The organism is Paraburkholderia sp. MM5477-R1, from assembly GCF_050436385.1.
GTDB lineage: Bacteria > Pseudomonadota > Gammaproteobacteria > Burkholderiales > Burkholderiaceae > Paraburkholderia > Paraburkholderia tuberum.
In genome coordinates this window covers 878,216-892,946 of sequence record NZ_JBNDMC010000006.1, presented here as the reverse complement: position 1 = coordinate 892,946, position 14,731 = coordinate 878,216, and the positions used below count along the sequence as shown (strand labels likewise).

General features: G+C 57.4%; 13 protein-coding genes and 3 pseudogenes. 2 read left to right on the top strand and 14 right to left on the bottom strand.

The features are described from left to right. Positions 1 to 71: 71 nt before the first annotated feature. The 13 genes and pseudogenes from OKW35_RS22475 to OKW35_RS22415 form a co-directional block, all read right to left on the bottom strand. A complete protein-coding gene (locus OKW35_RS22475) occupies positions 72 to 773 on the bottom strand; it encodes an IS6 family transposase (protein WP_429402646.1) in 702 nt (233 codons plus the stop codon). 353 nt (positions 774 to 1,126) lie between these two features. Then, positions 1,127 to 1,279, bottom strand: a pseudogene (locus tag OKW35_RS22470) (phospholipase effector Tle1 domain-containing protein); the annotation flags it as partial. A gap of 162 nt (positions 1,280 to 1,441) precedes the next feature. Beyond that, positions 1,442 to 2,666, bottom strand: a pseudogene (gene andAa, locus OKW35_RS22465) (anthranilate 1,2-dioxygenase system ferredoxin--NAD(+) reductase). Continuing rightward, positions 2,656 to 2,979 carry an anthranilate 1,2-dioxygenase ferredoxin subunit AndAb gene (gene andAb / locus OKW35_RS22460; RefSeq protein WP_429553172.1) on the bottom strand — a complete coding sequence of 108 codons (324 nt, stop codon included), beginning with the start codon at positions 2,977 to 2,979 and terminating at the stop codon, positions 2,656 to 2,658. Before andAb ends, andAa begins: the two are co-directional and overlap by 11 nt. 10 nt (positions 2,980 to 2,989) lie before the next feature. Further along, on the bottom strand, positions 2,990 to 3,463 hold the full coding sequence (andAd, locus tag OKW35_RS22455; protein WP_429402619.1) for an anthranilate 1,2-dioxygenase small subunit AndAd: 474 nt from the start codon (positions 3,461 to 3,463) through the stop codon (positions 2,990 to 2,992). 20 nt (positions 3,464 to 3,483) lie between these two features. Continuing rightward, complete coding sequence (gene andAc / locus OKW35_RS22450; RefSeq protein ID WP_429553171.1) at positions 3,484 to 4,755, bottom strand: anthranilate 1,2-dioxygenase large subunit AndAc; 1,272 nt, start codon at positions 4,753 to 4,755, stop codon at positions 3,484 to 3,486. 78 nt (positions 4,756 to 4,833) lie between these two features. Further along, positions 4,834 to 5,955 (bottom strand): porin, encoded by a 1,122-nt coding sequence (locus OKW35_RS22445; protein WP_429553170.1) that lies wholly within the window; start codon positions 5,953 to 5,955, stop codon positions 4,834 to 4,836. Positions 5,956 to 6,163: 208 nt separating this feature from the next. Next, a complete protein-coding gene (locus tag OKW35_RS22440; protein WP_429553169.1) occupies positions 6,164 to 7,402 on the bottom strand; it encodes a dienelactone hydrolase family protein in 1,239 nt (412 codons plus the stop codon). 50 nt (positions 7,403 to 7,452) lie between these two features. Then, complete coding sequence (locus OKW35_RS22435; RefSeq protein WP_429553168.1) at positions 7,453 to 8,166, bottom strand: SDR family oxidoreductase; 714 nt, start codon at positions 8,164 to 8,166, stop codon at positions 7,453 to 7,455. A gap of 57 nt (positions 8,167 to 8,223) precedes the next feature. Continuing rightward, complete coding sequence (locus tag OKW35_RS22430) at positions 8,224 to 8,526, bottom strand: zinc ribbon domain-containing protein (RefSeq protein WP_429354649.1); 303 nt, start codon at positions 8,524 to 8,526, stop codon at positions 8,224 to 8,226. Continuing rightward, positions 8,523 to 9,689, bottom strand: a complete 1,167-nt coding sequence (locus tag OKW35_RS22425) for a thiolase family protein (RefSeq protein WP_429553167.1) — start codon at positions 9,687 to 9,689, stop codon at positions 8,523 to 8,525. The genes OKW35_RS22430 and OKW35_RS22425 overlap by 4 nt, the downstream gene beginning before the upstream one ends. A 16-nt stretch (positions 9,690 to 9,705) precedes the next feature. Then, positions 9,706 to 11,055: an MFS transporter gene (locus tag OKW35_RS22420; protein ID WP_429553166.1), complete on the bottom strand. Its 1,350-nt coding sequence runs from the start codon at positions 11,053 to 11,055 to the stop codon at positions 9,706 to 9,708. Positions 11,056 to 11,154: 99 nt separating this feature from the next. Beyond that, positions 11,155 to 12,777 carry an ATP-dependent acyl-CoA ligase gene (locus OKW35_RS22415; RefSeq protein ID WP_429553826.1) on the bottom strand — a complete coding sequence of 541 codons (1,623 nt, stop codon included), beginning with the start codon at positions 12,775 to 12,777 and terminating at the stop codon, positions 11,155 to 11,157. A 93-nt stretch (positions 12,778 to 12,870) separates the two neighbouring features. Here OKW35_RS22415 and OKW35_RS22410 point away from each other — a divergent pair, with 93 nt between their 5' ends. Continuing rightward, complete coding sequence (locus OKW35_RS22410; RefSeq protein WP_429553825.1) at positions 12,871 to 13,818, top strand: LysR family transcriptional regulator; 948 nt, start codon at positions 12,871 to 12,873, stop codon at positions 13,816 to 13,818. A gap of 172 nt (positions 13,819 to 13,990) precedes the next feature. Here the strand turns inward: OKW35_RS22410 and OKW35_RS22405 are convergent. Beyond that, positions 13,991 to 14,298: pseudogene (locus tag OKW35_RS22405) on the bottom strand (FAD-dependent monooxygenase); the annotation flags it as partial. Here OKW35_RS22405 and OKW35_RS22400 point away from each other — a divergent pair. Beyond that, the gene (locus tag OKW35_RS22400; protein ID WP_429402612.1) at positions 14,266 to 14,730 is read left to right on the top strand and encodes a LysR substrate-binding domain-containing protein; all 465 of its coding nucleotides are present in this window, start codon (positions 14,266 to 14,268) and stop codon (positions 14,728 to 14,730) included. The pseudogene OKW35_RS22405 and the gene OKW35_RS22400 sit on opposite strands and share 33 nt — an antisense overlap. The last annotated feature ends 1 nt before the right edge of the window (position 14,731 follow it).

Sequence of the window (14,731 nt, the reverse complement as noted above, 5' to 3'; positions counted from 1 at the left end):
TAGAAACATCAACAACGGCTTTGTCGCGATAAGACTCAAAGAGCGAGCGGGATAGATATACGAAGTAGTGCTTATATTGCGAGGTCGTAGAATTGGTGAGCGGCGGACGGATGGGTCCCGCGAGCACATTCCATCTGTCCTTTGGCGATCATGTGCATAATTTCGATGCCGGCCAGAAGAATCCGGGCACAGCGAAAGGTCTTGAACCCTAGCATGGGCCGCGTTCGTCGCTTGATCGCCCGATGGTCCTGCTCGACCAGGTTATTGTGATATTTGGACTGGCGGATCTTGATGGGCGCTTCACGACCGGCATTGATCGCTTCGAGCGCGGCGAGATTGGCGCCGCTTTTGTCGATGGTTACCGTCTCGGGTACCCGGTTCCAGGCGATCGATTTCTCAAAGTAACGCCGGGCCGCAGTCTTGTCCCGATGGGCGCGTAGCAGAAAGTCAATGGTGTTGCCTTCCTTGTCGACGGCCCGATAAAGATACCGCCATTCCCCTTTGACGCGGATGTACGTCTCGTCCATCCGCCAGCTCTGACCCACCGGGCGCTTGCGGCGGCGAAACGCTTTCTCCAGCACCGGCAACAGCTTGATGGCCCAGCGGTGCACAGTCGAATGATCGACTGAAACACCGCGCTCAGCCATCATGTCTTCAAGGTGCCGCAGGCTCAGCGGATAGGCCACGTACCAGCGCACGCAAGTCAGGATCACGTCGAGCGGATAGTGCAGGCGTTTGAGTACCCGGGCCACCGCAGGATTCATCGTCTTCATCTAGCTTTCAGTCGTTCGTGTCGTTCCGCCCATCATAGCGGACCGCCTTAATGCAAAAGAACCGAACCCAGCAGCCGCATGGCATGGGCAAGTTGTGTGGCAGCCTTACGTGTCTTTTTCGCCTGCGCGAGCTTTTCCTGTACGTACGTTCCGATCGGATTGGCCTCGCCCCCGACATGTCCACGCCGTTTGCCCCCGTGCTTGCGGATCTCCTGGCGCAGTTTGAGGTTGTGCGGCACCACGCGCCACGCCCCTTGAGCATCGAGCACGACGGTCAACATCAAGGACAAGATCGCGTACTCCGCTTTGCAGAACATTGTCGACTCGATGGTGAAGGGCAATGCGAAGGGCTGGAACGCGTTCCGGACCTCGTGGGCGGCCACGTAATGCACGCACCGCTCGACCTCTGGTGGAATCGCCAGTTCGGACGCCCAGTCCAGATGCAGGGCCGGGCCGCCGACCGACGCTACCGTATCGAACAGGCCCATGAAGGTGATGCGCAGCGGATACGCTGCAGATCCTTCCCGACCCAGCACCGTTCTCCATCTTTATCGACGCACCGCGAATAAGGTGCAGACACGTACGAGACTGAGACCAACGAGGATGATGTCTGTGAATCACACGCGTGATGATTTGCACAATTAGACTTTTCGGGTCGTCGAAATAGCCTAAAGCAATGAGCGCAAGGGAACAGTCGGGTCAGCCAGTTTTGTTGGGTCTAGCGGCTTACGCGTGGTTGTCAGTCGTTTGCATGCGCTGATGTCGCGACCGGAGTTCACCGCGGCCACCGCCTGTAACTCCCCAGACTCGCCCAACGCCATCAGGCTGAACGCGCGATCACCGGCTGTGCCTCGCGTCACCAACCTCTGACTGTCAGTAAAAACACCTAGCGTTTGCAGATTACAATCGTGCTGATCGGACCACAGCCAAGGTATTTCCGCATAGCTGTCCGCACCGCCAAGCATGTTTGCAGCCGCAATCGCCGGTTGATTCTCAGCGACCTGCCACGACTCGATGCGCACGTGCCGCGCCATCAGCGGATTAAAGTGCATTGTTACTTCGCCAGCCGCGAAAATCGCCGGGTCGCTCGTTCTGCATTGCGCATCGACGACAATGCCGTTTTCGACGTCCAACTCCGCTTGCGCAGCAAGTTCCACATTCGGCACAACGCCAATGCCGATCACCACCACATCGGCCTCAATATCGCCGTTGTCGGTTTCGATGACCGCACCATCACCATTCGCACTACGTCGAATCCCGAGAGGCTTTACGTTCAGCCGGATATCGACGCCCTTTTCCCGATGCATCGACAGTACAAAATCCCCGATTGCAGCCGGCATCGATCGCTGCAACAGCGCGCCAGCCGGCTCGATCACGACAGCCGTACATCCGAGCGTTGCCGCCGACGCTGCGACTTCGAGACCTATAAAGCCGCCGCCCAAAACCACGACGCGCCGGCGCGGCGCAAGATCTGCACGCAACGCGCGAGCATCGGCCACAGTGCGAACGTAGTGTAGCGTTACGCCCTCCTCGACTGGCCCGCTGAAGCGTCGTACGCGAGAGCCCGTTGCAAGCAGTAGGCACTCGTACTCGAGCGTGGTTCCCTCAGCCAGAGTCACTTCTTTTCGCGCCCCGATTGATCGACTCGACGCTCAAGCCTAGTCGCAATTCGATTCGATGATCTCTATAAAACGCTTCGTCGCGGATAAAAGCACGACGCTCCCCTTCGTCACTGGTAAGCACGTCTTTCGACAATACTGGCCGGTCGTACGGCAACTCCGGCTCTGCACCGATCATCACGATCCGCACGTCGGCGTTACGCTCTCGCAGCGATTCCGCTGCGCGCCGCGCCGCATGCCCTCCGCCGACGATCACATAAGGTTTATTCGACATGAATTTCCACCCGGCCGTCGACTATCCGGATTGGGAAACTGCGCACGCCTTCCGTCACCGGCGCACAACGCGGCGCCCCGCTGCGAATGTCGATTAGCCCTTGATGCAGCGGACATTCGACACAACCATCTTCCACATAGCCTTCCGACAAACGCGCATGACCGTGCGTGCACAGATCGTTCAGCGCGAACACTTCTTCGCCGAGCCTGAAAATTGCGATCTGCTTCGAGCCAGAGACAATCGCAACGGGCTCACCTTCCGTATAGTCGTCGAGCGCGCCGAGGGTCTGCCAAACGTTGACCAACTGATCCATTGCAACCTCCTCAGATCGGCGTCGCGAGCAAGGTCTGCACACGCGACGTATCGTAAATCGCGCGCTTCGCCTTGTAGCGCAAACCATCGGGTGTATGCACCACGCGGTCGTAATATTTGCCCGCCTGATACACACCCGACTCGCCGTTGGAAAGCGTCTGGATTACCACGTAGTTGCTTTCCGTTTCGATCACACCGTCTTTCTCACCGGTCACTGTGAGACCCGATGTCATGTGGCGGTAGCTGTGTTCTTCATAGATGTTCGCATTGCGCAGCGACACCACACGGTCCCGCAGCATGCGTTGGTTTGTGCAATAGATGATGCCAACTGGCAGACCCAGGTCCGCGTTTTCCTTCGGAACGATCTCGTACAGGCAGTCTTCGGTAAACAGCGCCGGCCATGCTTCGAGACGGTCGTTGTCGAGATTGTTGATGTACTGGTCCTGCAGCCTGTGCAGTTCGAACCACAGCTTCATTGCATCCATGATGTGTTCTCCGTCGACGTTCAATAGCCCATCAGCTTCTGGTAACCGACCCAGAACTTGCGGATCAGGCTCTCTGTAATCACCGTGTCCTGCTGGTCGGGATTGCCGCGCGACATTTCGATCACCGACGTGGCGTCCGCGTCGCGAATCGTGCCTCGCTGAACGAGTTCGGTGGCTTCCGTGTCTTCCATTGAGATATAGCCCGCGGGGCCGACAAGGTTCGCCTGCTTGAGCCGCAACTCGCGCAGCTCGGGGGTGTCGTCGGTGTAGCCGAAGAAATGGAAAATCAGTTCGAAGTTGTTCGGGCCTTTCGGCAGCAACTGACGGGCGACCAGCGTGTTGTGAATCTGCTGGATCACCAGTTGCGGGAAGATCGGTTGGATGTGATTCGTCGTGTCTTCTTCGTATTCGGACACAAGACCGAGAATCGAGTCGTCTTCGAGCGTGGATCCTTCGTCAAATGATCGAATGTTCTGCTGCTTGTATGCGGCCGATGTATCTTCACCGGTCTTCGTCACCGTGATAATGCTGTGAAGGCCGTGCGTTGCATCGGGAATCGACCGTGCCTTCATGCCGACCCGGAAAATATTGAAGGTCGTGTGGAACAGATGCAACATGCTCGCGTGATACGGGTCCTTCACGTTCTCGAAATACAGCTTCCAGTTCGATTTCGAGAATTGACGCGTGCAGCCGAGATACTCGATCGGCTTATGAAAAATACGGTCGATCCACGGGCGCATTTCCGCACCGAGATATTCCGGCAGCGGCGCGACCTCGTCGCTGAACGAGGCGAATACGAGGCCGCGATAGCTGTCGACACGCAGCTTTTTAAGGCTATGATTCTTCGGATCGAAATCCGCCGGCATGCCGGTCATCCCCTTCTGTCCGCGCCGGAACGGCACACCGAGCAGGTTACCGCTGCTGTCGAAACTCCATTGGTGATAGACGCAAGTGTGCGACGCAGCGTTGCCGCGCGCCTTGCGGCACACTGATGCGCCGCGATGTGCGCAGCGGTTCACCCATGCCGACAGGCTGCCCTCTTCGAGGCGGGTGACGACCACCGGTGTGTCGCCGACGAAGGTGCTCTTGTAGTCACCAGGGTTCGGGATTTCAGCTTCGAGTGCAACGAAATTCCACGTCGGGCCTCGATAGACGCGTTCCTGCTCGCGGTCGTAGACGGCTCGCGAGCTAAATACCTTGTAAGGTACCCGGGAACCATCTTCGCGCGGAAACTTGACAAAGTCAGACTCAGGCATGCCCAGCGGAAGCAGGGGTGATTCAACCATTTCCATGGTGGCTTCTCCAGTTTAAGGGGGCAGGGATTCCCCAGAAGTTCTTGATCAAGCGACGAGCGCAGGCTATCGGCTCGGCTAGAATCTCTTCCGGATGCCAAGCCGCAGAGCGAGCTGATTCTGCGAACTCGAAGCGGAAAGAACCGGGGCGAGATCGGCTACGGCGCCGCCACCCGCGCGCATGTATGTTGCGGACGCGTAGACGTCCGTTGCTTTCGAAAGAAGGTAATCGACGCTGGCATCGACCTCGTTATAGTGCGGCGATTTCCCCGTTGCCGATACATTGCCTAGTGTGTAACTGTATGCAGCGCCCAATTGAAGCGTTGGTGTGACCATATAGCTGGCCACAAACTCAGCAATATTGAATGTCACGTGGCCATTGATCTTGGCTCCGAGTGTGGGATCAAGGCCGCCGAATTGCGTGTGCGTCCAATCAGCGGTAAATCGTGCAGAGCCGATCGTATAGGCGGCCGCAAGAGCAAGCACCTTGTAGCTACTAGCCGCGAGACCGTAATTGCCATTGACTGTGTTATTCGGCGTCCATACGCCTTCAGGTACGGCCACTGCTGGATGGTCGATCGACGTGTAGGCTCCGACCAGTTGCAGACTCCCGCCTACGTATTGAAGAGCAAAGGATTTCGCGCTGGTCTTGTTAAAGTCACCTGGAACACCGCCGAAGCTATACATCGCAACACCGGTCAAACCAGCAATCTTCGGCGACACATACTTGACCGCATTGTTGAGGCGAAAGTCGATGCCGTTATTGTCCAGGTCGCCCGGGTGGGGAAACAGAATGCCGCCCGGCAACGTTCCGTTTGCGGACAGTGCTCCAATATAATCGCCCACCGCTTCGCCCTGCCGGCCTAATGTGAACGTACCGTAACGATCGTTCGACAGCCCAACATAGGCCAGCCGACCAAACAGGCGTCCGCCTTGACTGAGCGTACCGGTATTGACGTTGAATCCGTTCTCCAGGCGAAAAATGGCCGACGTCCCGCCACCCAGATCCTCAGCCCCCCTAAGGCCCCAGCGATTGCCTTGGGAAATGCTGCCTTGCATCTGGACAGCGCTCTTGCCACCCTGATTGCTCGTCCACGTGAGCCCATTGTCGATAATCCCGTACAGAGTCACACTACTCTGAGCAAAAGCCGCGCTGCTCGCAAGCGACATACCTAGAAGAACAACGAGCCGTTTGTTCACGACTATTCCTTTTTAAATTTTGTCTAAATACGGTTCGGATGCCGAAGTTCATTTAATAGATTTTGGACAACAGATAGGCATCCATTTCTCAACCGTGAGTCTGGAAATCACTGAGGCTGAACGAACCTTGATCGGCCGAAACCGCAATCGTCCACGAGACTCTCTGATCGATTTTTTTGGATTCTTGTGCGCGGATACTTGCCCGGTATTAAATCGGCTTATTTGCGCTGGTTTCCCAATTTCGCATCAACGAATTGCTCGGCAGACTCTCGTCGATCAATTTCTTCGCCGTTGCAATGCCGGCAACCGGGAGCCCCGTGGGGTCAAGCAACCCGATCTGCACGAGCACGGATGCCTGGTCCCAATAGATATGCTCGTTGTAGAGCTTGTCGCCCCGGAAGTGCACAACCGCAAGCATTGGAATTTCGAAGTATTTTCCGGTAGGCGACAGCCCCGGGAGCAACCAGTCGATTTCGCGATCATGCGTCGCGCAGAATACGAACTCATCCACGATCCGATCGGTACCGATCGTTCGCGAGACCGGAATGAGTCGCGTGTCAGCCGGGTTAGCATCGACGAAGTGGTATTTATAAAACCGCTTCAGTTGGTCATGGCCTACGCCACCCGTCATGGTCGGAATGTGGTTGACGTAGGGCGAGGCGATCATCGTTGGCATGATGGCGTTCACGTCACGAGTGGCAAATTCGTAGTGACAGTGCGATTCCCATAGCGAATCCAGGTCATATATAGGCCCTAGTATCCTGCGCAACATTGAGAGGCTGCGCGAGTACGCCATCATTGCGGCGGGCTTGTCGAAATGCTCGCGCTCAGAAGTCGCAAACGCGTGATCGCAATCGGCATAGACATATTGTTCGATCGCAGCGTTTGAACTAAGCGCGGCCTGAATCTTCTCGCGGGTTTCCGGGGGACAAAAGGCGTCCTCGCCAGCAAAGTGAAACACCATCGGACAGCGGATCGACGGCACCTCGTGCAGATAGGCGTCCAGCCCTACGCCGTAGTAGCTGACGGCACAGTCCACATCTGTTCTTGATGCCGCAAGCATCGCCAGTTTTCCTCCGAGACAGTAGCCTAGAGCACCAATCTTGCTGCCATGTTGCGATAGTGCGCGCAACGCCTTGGCGGTGGACTGGATATCGGCGACCGCGAGGTCAATGGATAGTCGCTCGTTGTAGTCAAGCGCTGCTGCAAAGTCCTCGTCGCTATAGCCGAGCACGACACCGGGTTTCATCCGCCAGAACAGGTCGGGCACCACGACTACATACCCTTCTTCAGCGAATCGGTCGGCCATGGACTTCATATAGCCGTTGATGCCGAAGATTTCCTGCAGCAGGATCAATCCGGGCCCGGAGCCATTTTTGGGCTTTGCAAGGTAAGCGGAAAACGCTTGTCCATCCTCTGCGCTAATCTGGATATATTCGCCGTTCATGATGCTTTCCTTTCGGTCTGGGGTATTTTTACGTCCATATTTGTGGGGATTCAAAATCCTGACAGGCTTTCCTGCAAGGCTCGGCGGTCCGCCGCCAAACCAGCTGCTACTTGCTGCGCCATGCTCCCAATGTAGACTTCGTCGGGACCGTCCCGCAACGCAGCCAGGGCCTCTTCGATGGCCTGCTCGGCCGGAATCTTCGGAGGCGGAAAATCTCGACTCATATCAGTGTCAATCGCACCCGGCAAAAGCGCGAGCACGCGCACACCATAAGGCGTCAGCTCAGCTCGCACGCCTTCCGTCATGCGCAGTACGGCAGCCTTAGATGCACACAGTGACGCCATGGACGGCAATGCAACCCGAGCGAGGATTGACGACACATTGATAATCGCGCCTCCCTCGCGCTTCATGGCCGGCGCAAACGCCCGGATCATGTTGAGCGTTCCAAAATAGTTGACTTCCATCTCTCGCCGCGCGGCATTCAAATCGCGCGCGCCAAGTAGCGGCTCGACGTGATTGATGCCCGCGTTGTTGACAAGCAACGTGACATCGCTGGCAAGAGTTGCCGCTTGCTCCACCTGCGCCAGATTCGTAATATCCAGCGTGACCGGCACAACACGCGCGTCCTGCAGCGTGACCATCGAAATGTCTCTGGCTGCTGCGTAGACCTTGCGCGCGCCTTCGTGGAGCAGGCTTTTTACAAAGCACGCTCCTAGACCCCGATTTGCGCCAGTAACGAATGCCACCGATCCCTCAACCTTCATGTCTATCTCCAAACCTTCTCTTCACGTTCCGGCGCTTGAGACGGATAGCGACCAACCTCACGACGCATGCGCCAGAATCCGATTCTCGCCGTCCATTTCAAGCCGCACCGAATTGCCAGATTCCAGCGGATGCTCCAGGCGAGCCACAACGACCGGACCGGCGCTCGTTATAACGCTGGCGAGATAGACTTCACGAACATCGTCTGCTCCGACGCGGTGACGCACAACGGTCGACTCTCCTACGGTGCCGTCGAGGACCACGCGTTCAGACCAGTCACTGCCGCCACACGTAGGGCAGAAATATCGCGAAGGGAACAGCGTCGATCCACACGTCTCGCACTGAAATACTTTAAGTGTCATCGCACACCTCGTAGCTCGCGCTCAAGTACGACCGCGTTGGCACACATGCCATAACGGTATTCGACCATTCCGTACCCGCTCACGACCGCCAATCTGGCATCTGGAATCTGCCGTGATCCCGCGGCGCCACGTAGCTGCCCAATAGCCTCGACGAGACCGTGCATGCCGCCCGCGGCGCCAGCTTGACCCGCTGATAACTGGCCGCCCGAGGTATTGACAGCAAGCTCGCGCGACGCGATGCGGGAGATCAACGCGCGCAGATCCCCGTCTGGAGCGAAACCGAGATCCGCAAGCTGCGCAAGGACCATGACAGGGTAGTCGTCGTAGACCGACACCAAATCCATCTTTTCGGGCGTTGCGTGCGATTGCCGCCACAGCTGTTCGGCGATCGCTTTAAGTGATGTCTCGCATCCATCGCCCGCCTGATGGTCTGCGTTGTAGAGGCATTGCAGACCCCGCACTCGCACGTTCACCGATTGACGTACAAGGTCGGCGCGCGAGACGATCACCGCATTAGCGCCGCACACAACCGGAACGCAATCGAACCGGCATAGGGGATCGGCGACCATTGGCGCTTCGAGGTAATCGTCGATCGTTAACCGGGAGCGATAGACAGCCAAGGGATTCAATATCGCCCACTCGCGCTGTGCTACACATAGGGCGCCGTAGTCCCGTCGAGTCAAACCGTGTTGCTTCGCGTGGCGCTGCGTCAGCATCGAGAAAAGACTGTTTGGACCTCCATTCTGGAGCGGCCGCAACAGGTTGCGCGTCGTCAGGTTGTAATGCTCCACAAGTTGCTTGAAGTCGGCCGGCTCGAAGCGATCGCCAGAAACCAGCGCAACGACGTTCGCGTCGCCATGCTGTATCGCCCGAATCGCATGCTGAAGCAGGTTAATGGCGCTCGCACCACCATGGCAGTCGTCCATGCACCAGCGTGGGCTCAATCCCAGCCGCCATGCCATGTCAATGGCATGATCCGGCCCAAGGGTGAAAGACGCCACGCCCAAACCATCGACGTCTTTCGCCGAGAATCCCGACTGGCCGAGCGCCGCAGCAAACGCCTGTGCAAGCAGATCCGCCGTCGACTCTGTGGTCGCTTGACGCTGGTACTGGATCTCCACGCCAGCCGTGAGCAAAACGTCGTCAAAATCGCTGAGTTGCATGGACGTATCCTTAAGGTCACTTGTTGCCAGACACGCTGGGCCGCGTTTCCCGAGTGAAAAGCAGCGAGACCACAGTCACCATGGACAGCCCTATCATCAGCAGCGCCACCGGCCATGCAGCGTGGTAGTGCGCAAGCAACGCAGTCGCTACCAGCGGAGACAACCCACCGGCAAAGACCGAAGCGATTTCGTGCCCTAATGCCATACCCGAGTACCGGACTTCAGTGCTGAAAAGTTCACCCATCAGACTGGGCTGGGTGCCTATCATCGCGCCGTGGCAGACCGCGTTGCCGAGCAGAAACGCAAGCCAGATCAGCGCTGGAATTTGCGTGTCGATGAGCCAGAAGAAAGGAAATGCGATAACCACGAATCCAGCAGCACCGATCATGTAGACCGGCTTGCGGCCAATCCGGTCCGACAGGCGTCCCCACAGGAGCATCGTCACCAGTTCGAGGCTCATGGACACGATGACGCCAGCGAGCATGACCTTGTTGGATATGCCGATGAACTTGCCATACACGAGCGAGAATGCGAGCACGATGTACGACCCCCCGTTCTCCGCGACCCGCAGACCCATGGCCATGAGGATTTCCTTCGGGTGCTTGCGAATGACCTCGAACACGGGCATACGAGCCTTTTTGCCTGCGGCTTCGGCCTTCGCGAATTCGGCGCTCTCCGGCAGCCTGGAGCGGACATACACGCCGACACCAAATATCATGATCGACAGCAGGAAAGGGATGCGCCATCCCCAACTCATGAAGGCATCTTTCGGCAGCAACTGCACGAGAAAGAACACAGCCGCCGACAACACGAAACCACCGCCGACACCAATTTGGCTCCAGGCTGCGTAAAAGCCTCGTTTCTCTTGGGGTGCCGATTCGCTGATCATCAGCACGCCGCCGCCCCATTCGCCGCCTGCGGCTACGCCTTGCAACAAACGCAAGACAAGCAGCAGCGCAGGTGACCAAAGTCCGATCTGTGCGTACGTCGGCAAAAAACCGATCATGAACGTAGCACCGCCCATTATGGACAATGTCCATACCAACGCCGTCTTACGACCGTACCGGTCCCCGATATGACCAAACAGCGCGCCTCCGAACGGCCGTGCGGCGAACCCCACGGCAAAGCCCGCGAACGCAGCAAGGGTGCCGAGCAGTGGATCAGTACCCTTCGGGAAAAATAGCGATCCAAATACCAACGCCGCGGCCGTGCTATACAGAAAGAAGTCGTACCATTCGAGAGCATTGCCCATGACGGACGCAAAAACGATGCGCTTCAGCGACCTGGCGTCGACCTGATCAGGGAGCGCATCGGCAGCATCCGCGGGGTGAGTGGTCGCTGCGGAAAACGTATGCGGGGTTGCCATCTAATTCTCCAGATGTACATCGTCGGTGCGTTGAGACTCGCAAATGCTGCAGCGATATCGAAACCACACCGAAGACAGTTGATGAGAAGCCGGCTCGGATCAAGGACGTTTCAAGCGGTATCCCGATGTCTCGAGATCCCATGTCGTTTCGGTCACACCTATTTCCCGAAGCTTGAATTTTTGGATCTTGCCGTTCTCAGTCTTCGGCATGTCCTCCACAAACGCGAGAAAACGCGGCACTGCGAAATACGCCAAGCGCGGCTCGCAATATCGAATCAGATCAAGCGGCTCCAGCGCTTCGCCTGCCCTCAGGACGACCACCGCCATCACGTCGTCCTCCGCAAGCGGAGACGCCACAGCAAAGACTGCCGCCGTTTCGACAGATGGATGGCTGAGCAAAACCTGCTCGACTTCGAACGAAGACACGTTTTCACCGCGTCTGCGGATGGCATCCTTTTGACGATCAACGAACCGGTAGTAACCCTCAGCGTCGCGCACGACGCGATCACCCGTGTGGAACCAGAGGTTTCGCCAGGCTTCAACGGTTTTTTCAGCCATGCCGAGGTAACCGCTCGCAAACGCAAATGGAGCGTCGGCTCGCAGAATCAGTTCGCCAGCCTCTCCATCTGGAACCCGTTGGTCATTCTCGTCGACCACACGCGCATCAAATCCCGTCGCGAGTTTGCCCATATAACCGGGCCTTTGGTTTCCCATACCTCCACTGATCACGCAGTTCGTCTCTGTCGATCCGTATCCGTCGACCAGGCCAATTCCGCAGCGCGTGGTGAATTCCGACTGGAAGTGCGCCGGAACGCCGGGAGCTAACGCGACACGTACGCGATGTGCCTGCTCGTTCGTCGTTGCGGTACGCCCGAGAAGAATTGGCACCATCGCGCCGAGAACGAATGTGACGGTCGCCCGTGTCTCAACCAGCGCGTCGAAGAATCCACTTGCCGAGAAGCGACGGTCGACGACAAGCTCGGCGTCGTGGATCAACGCCTGGAAAAAGCTGTTCAATGCATTCGTGTGGAACAGTGGAAGGCACGTGTATAAGACATCGCCCGAAGCAACGCCAAGGTCGCGCGCCGTATACCGTCCCCACCAGTAGAACTGCGCATGCGGACAGATCACACCTTTCGATAATCCGGAGGTGCCGGATGTATAGAGCACGGCAAAAGGATCGCCATCTGAAAGGTCCGCAGCATCGACCGGTTCGCCGGCCGGTGGCATCGGGATCGCACTGATTCGTGCTGGCACGGATTCGGCTGGCTCCGTATCTCCAACCAGCCAAATTGCTTCTAAAGGAAGTTCCTGCGCGTCGAGGGCTTGAACGGCGTCAACCAGACTCGACTCCGCCACCAGGAGCCGCGCACCACAATTGCGCAGAATGTGTTCGAGTTGAAACCCTCGAGAAGCCGTGTTAATTGGAACCACGACAGCCCCAAGCCAGCCGCAGCCAAGGACGATCTCCATGAACTCCCTGCGATTGCCGCAGAGCAGTGCCACGTGGTCGCCACGTTTGACACCATGCGCCGCAAGCGATCCGGCTCGGCGCGCGGCAATCGCTATGGCATCGTCACCGGTCCACGTGGTTCTCCGGTCGGAAAAGAGGGCGCGACTTCCGTCCCGCGCCACCCTCGCGGCGAGCAGCGCCGGGAGGGTACGGTCTGTCGCAAACGCCGACTCCTGAAAGCTTTGCTGGGCATCTGTCGTATCAGTAATTGCCGTTTCCACAACTGTCTCCTATGCATGTAACGCAGTCTAGGAGTGGGTAAAATATCGGTCAAATTGATCAATTTGCAGTCCCCCATAGATATGAATGATTTTGAAAGAATCGATCTGAATCTGCTCAGGGTGTTCAGCGTGATACTCGAAGAGCGCAGTCTGACGCGCGCCGGGGAGAAACTCGGTCTGTCGCAACCCTCGGTCAGCTACTCATTGGGGCGCTTGCGAGCGCTGTTCGACGATCCACTATTTGTTCGGACACCCGGTGGCATGATGCCTACCGCCAAAGCGTCGCGACTCGCGCTCCCCCTCGGGGACGCAATCGCGGCAATCCGGGAGACGCTCAGTCAAAGGGAGCAATTCGATCCACTAACGAGTTCGCGCGAATTCCGGCTGGCAATGTCGGATATTGGCGTGCAGGTCTTCGTGCCGCCTATCTGTGAGAAGTTGCAGATTGTGGCGCCCAGACTCAGGATCGCGGCGCAACTGGTCCCGGTGGATGAAGTCGAAGAACGTCTGCGGCTAGGTCACCTTGACTTTGCTATTGGCAACCTGTCTGCGCTGAAGCCCGTCGCGAATTCGGCACTGCTATTTCGCGAACAGTACGTATGCATGACGCGCAAGCGCCCTGGGTTGCCCGCTCGCCAACTTTCACGAGAAAAATTTCTTGAGCTATCACATGTCGCTGTCGATTCGACCGACAGGAGCCACGTCGAAATTAACGACTCATTGCACGCCCATGGCTTGCACCGGACCATCGCTTTGCGCGTGCCGCACTTCACCGTGATTCCCCAGATTCTTCAACATACGGACTGGATCGTGACATTGCCGCGCGGCGTCGCACGAGCGCTGAATCAATCTGGGCAATTCAGGATATATCCTCTACCAGTCGACCTTCCGGAAATCACGTCAAGGGTCTACTGGCACGCGGCCTTCGAGAAGGACGAGGCCAATCGTTGGTTTCGCGAATTTCTGATCGAGACGTTGCCTTGGATTCCTCCGTTGTCAACGACCCGTTTGACAAGGCCGAAGCAGTGAGCCGATGAAGGACGAAGTCTCCTTCAACAAAGGTTGTCAATAACGCGACCCGTAGCGATCCGGCGGTCACACCGCCCCCCTTAATCTGCGGCACGCGTATTTCGGGTCCGTTTTGGCACATTGATGCCGCTTCGGGTGGGGGCGTCCATCCCATTACTCTTGACGTTAGCTCGCTGTATTGCTGACCGCCGCGGAGTGGGTAGTGCACCAAGTGGCAATTCGGCCCGCACCATACGACAGGTTAATCTGAAGGTTCTTTGGCATGTTCTGAACGTCGACCACGGCACGATCGACGACATGTCTCGTGACGCGGTGGGGGTCGCCAACGAGTGCTTGTCGGATGACGGACTTGACTCCGTCGCAACCAATGACAGCGTCGGCCTGATAGCGCTCACCATGCTGGTCGATGACGACAACACCTGACGCCGTCTGGTCGAAGGTGCGAACTTGCGTGCTGGTCTTGAACTTGATGAGCGGGTTCCAACGCTACTGAACAAGCTTCGAACCACAGCACCCAATGCCCGGGTTCAGATTTCCCACATCTCAGCTGAAACACCGCAACTTTTAGCGAAAGGCGAACTGGAACTTGCTGTCGGATTCATGCCTCAACTGGAGGCGGGGTTCTATCAGCAGAAGTTTTTCGCACAGCGTTATGTTGTCTTGGCGTCATCGAATCGTGGACGGGGACGCGCAAGGATGACTCTGAAATCGTACCTTGATGCCCACCCGTCGATGCGCCGAGGTTTGATGTCAAGCAGCATTGGCATGCACGGAACCATCATGACCCGGCGCATCGCTGGACGCGGGCACTTCTCGCCAAGCTTTTCCTCGACGGCGCCAGCAGGTGACGCTCTCTTGGGCGATATCGGAACCATATGCCTTACTAGCTGCTATTACAGCCTGACCGCATGAG

Excerpts from the sequence above, each read along its gene's own strand:
- OKW35_RS22430 (WP_429354649.1), bottom strand. The coding sequence starts at position 8,526 with ATGACACTTAAAGTATTTCAGTGCGAGACGTGTGGATCGACGCTGTTC.
- OKW35_RS22410 (WP_429553825.1), top strand. The coding sequence starts at position 12,871 with ATGAATGATTTTGAAAGAATCGATCTGAATCTGCTCAGGGTGTTCAGC.
- OKW35_RS22420 (WP_429553166.1), bottom strand. The coding sequence starts at position 11,055 with ATGGCAACCCCGCATACGTTTTCCGCAGCGACCACTCACCCCGCGGAT.
- andAb (WP_429553172.1), bottom strand. The coding sequence starts at position 2,979 with ATGGATCAGTTGGTCAACGTTTGGCAGACCCTCGGCGCGCTCGACGAC.
- andAc (WP_429553171.1), bottom strand. The coding sequence starts at position 4,755 with ATGGAAATGGTTGAATCACCCCTGCTTCCGCTGGGCATGCCTGAGTCT.
- OKW35_RS22425 (WP_429553167.1), bottom strand. The coding sequence starts at position 9,689 with ATGCAACTCAGCGATTTTGACGACGTTTTGCTCACGGCTGGCGTGGAG.
- andAd (WP_429402619.1), bottom strand. The coding sequence starts at position 3,463 with ATGGATGCAATGAAGCTGTGGTTCGAACTGCACAGGCTGCAGGACCAG.
- OKW35_RS22440 (WP_429553169.1), bottom strand. The coding sequence starts at position 7,402 with ATGAACGGCGAATATATCCAGATTAGCGCAGAGGATGGACAAGCGTTT.
- OKW35_RS22475 (WP_429402646.1), bottom strand. The coding sequence starts at position 773 with ATGAAGACGATGAATCCTGCGGTGGCCCGGGTACTCAAACGCCTGCAC.
- OKW35_RS22435 (WP_429553168.1), bottom strand. The coding sequence starts at position 8,166 with ATGAAGGTTGAGGGATCGGTGGCATTCGTTACTGGCGCAAATCGGGGT.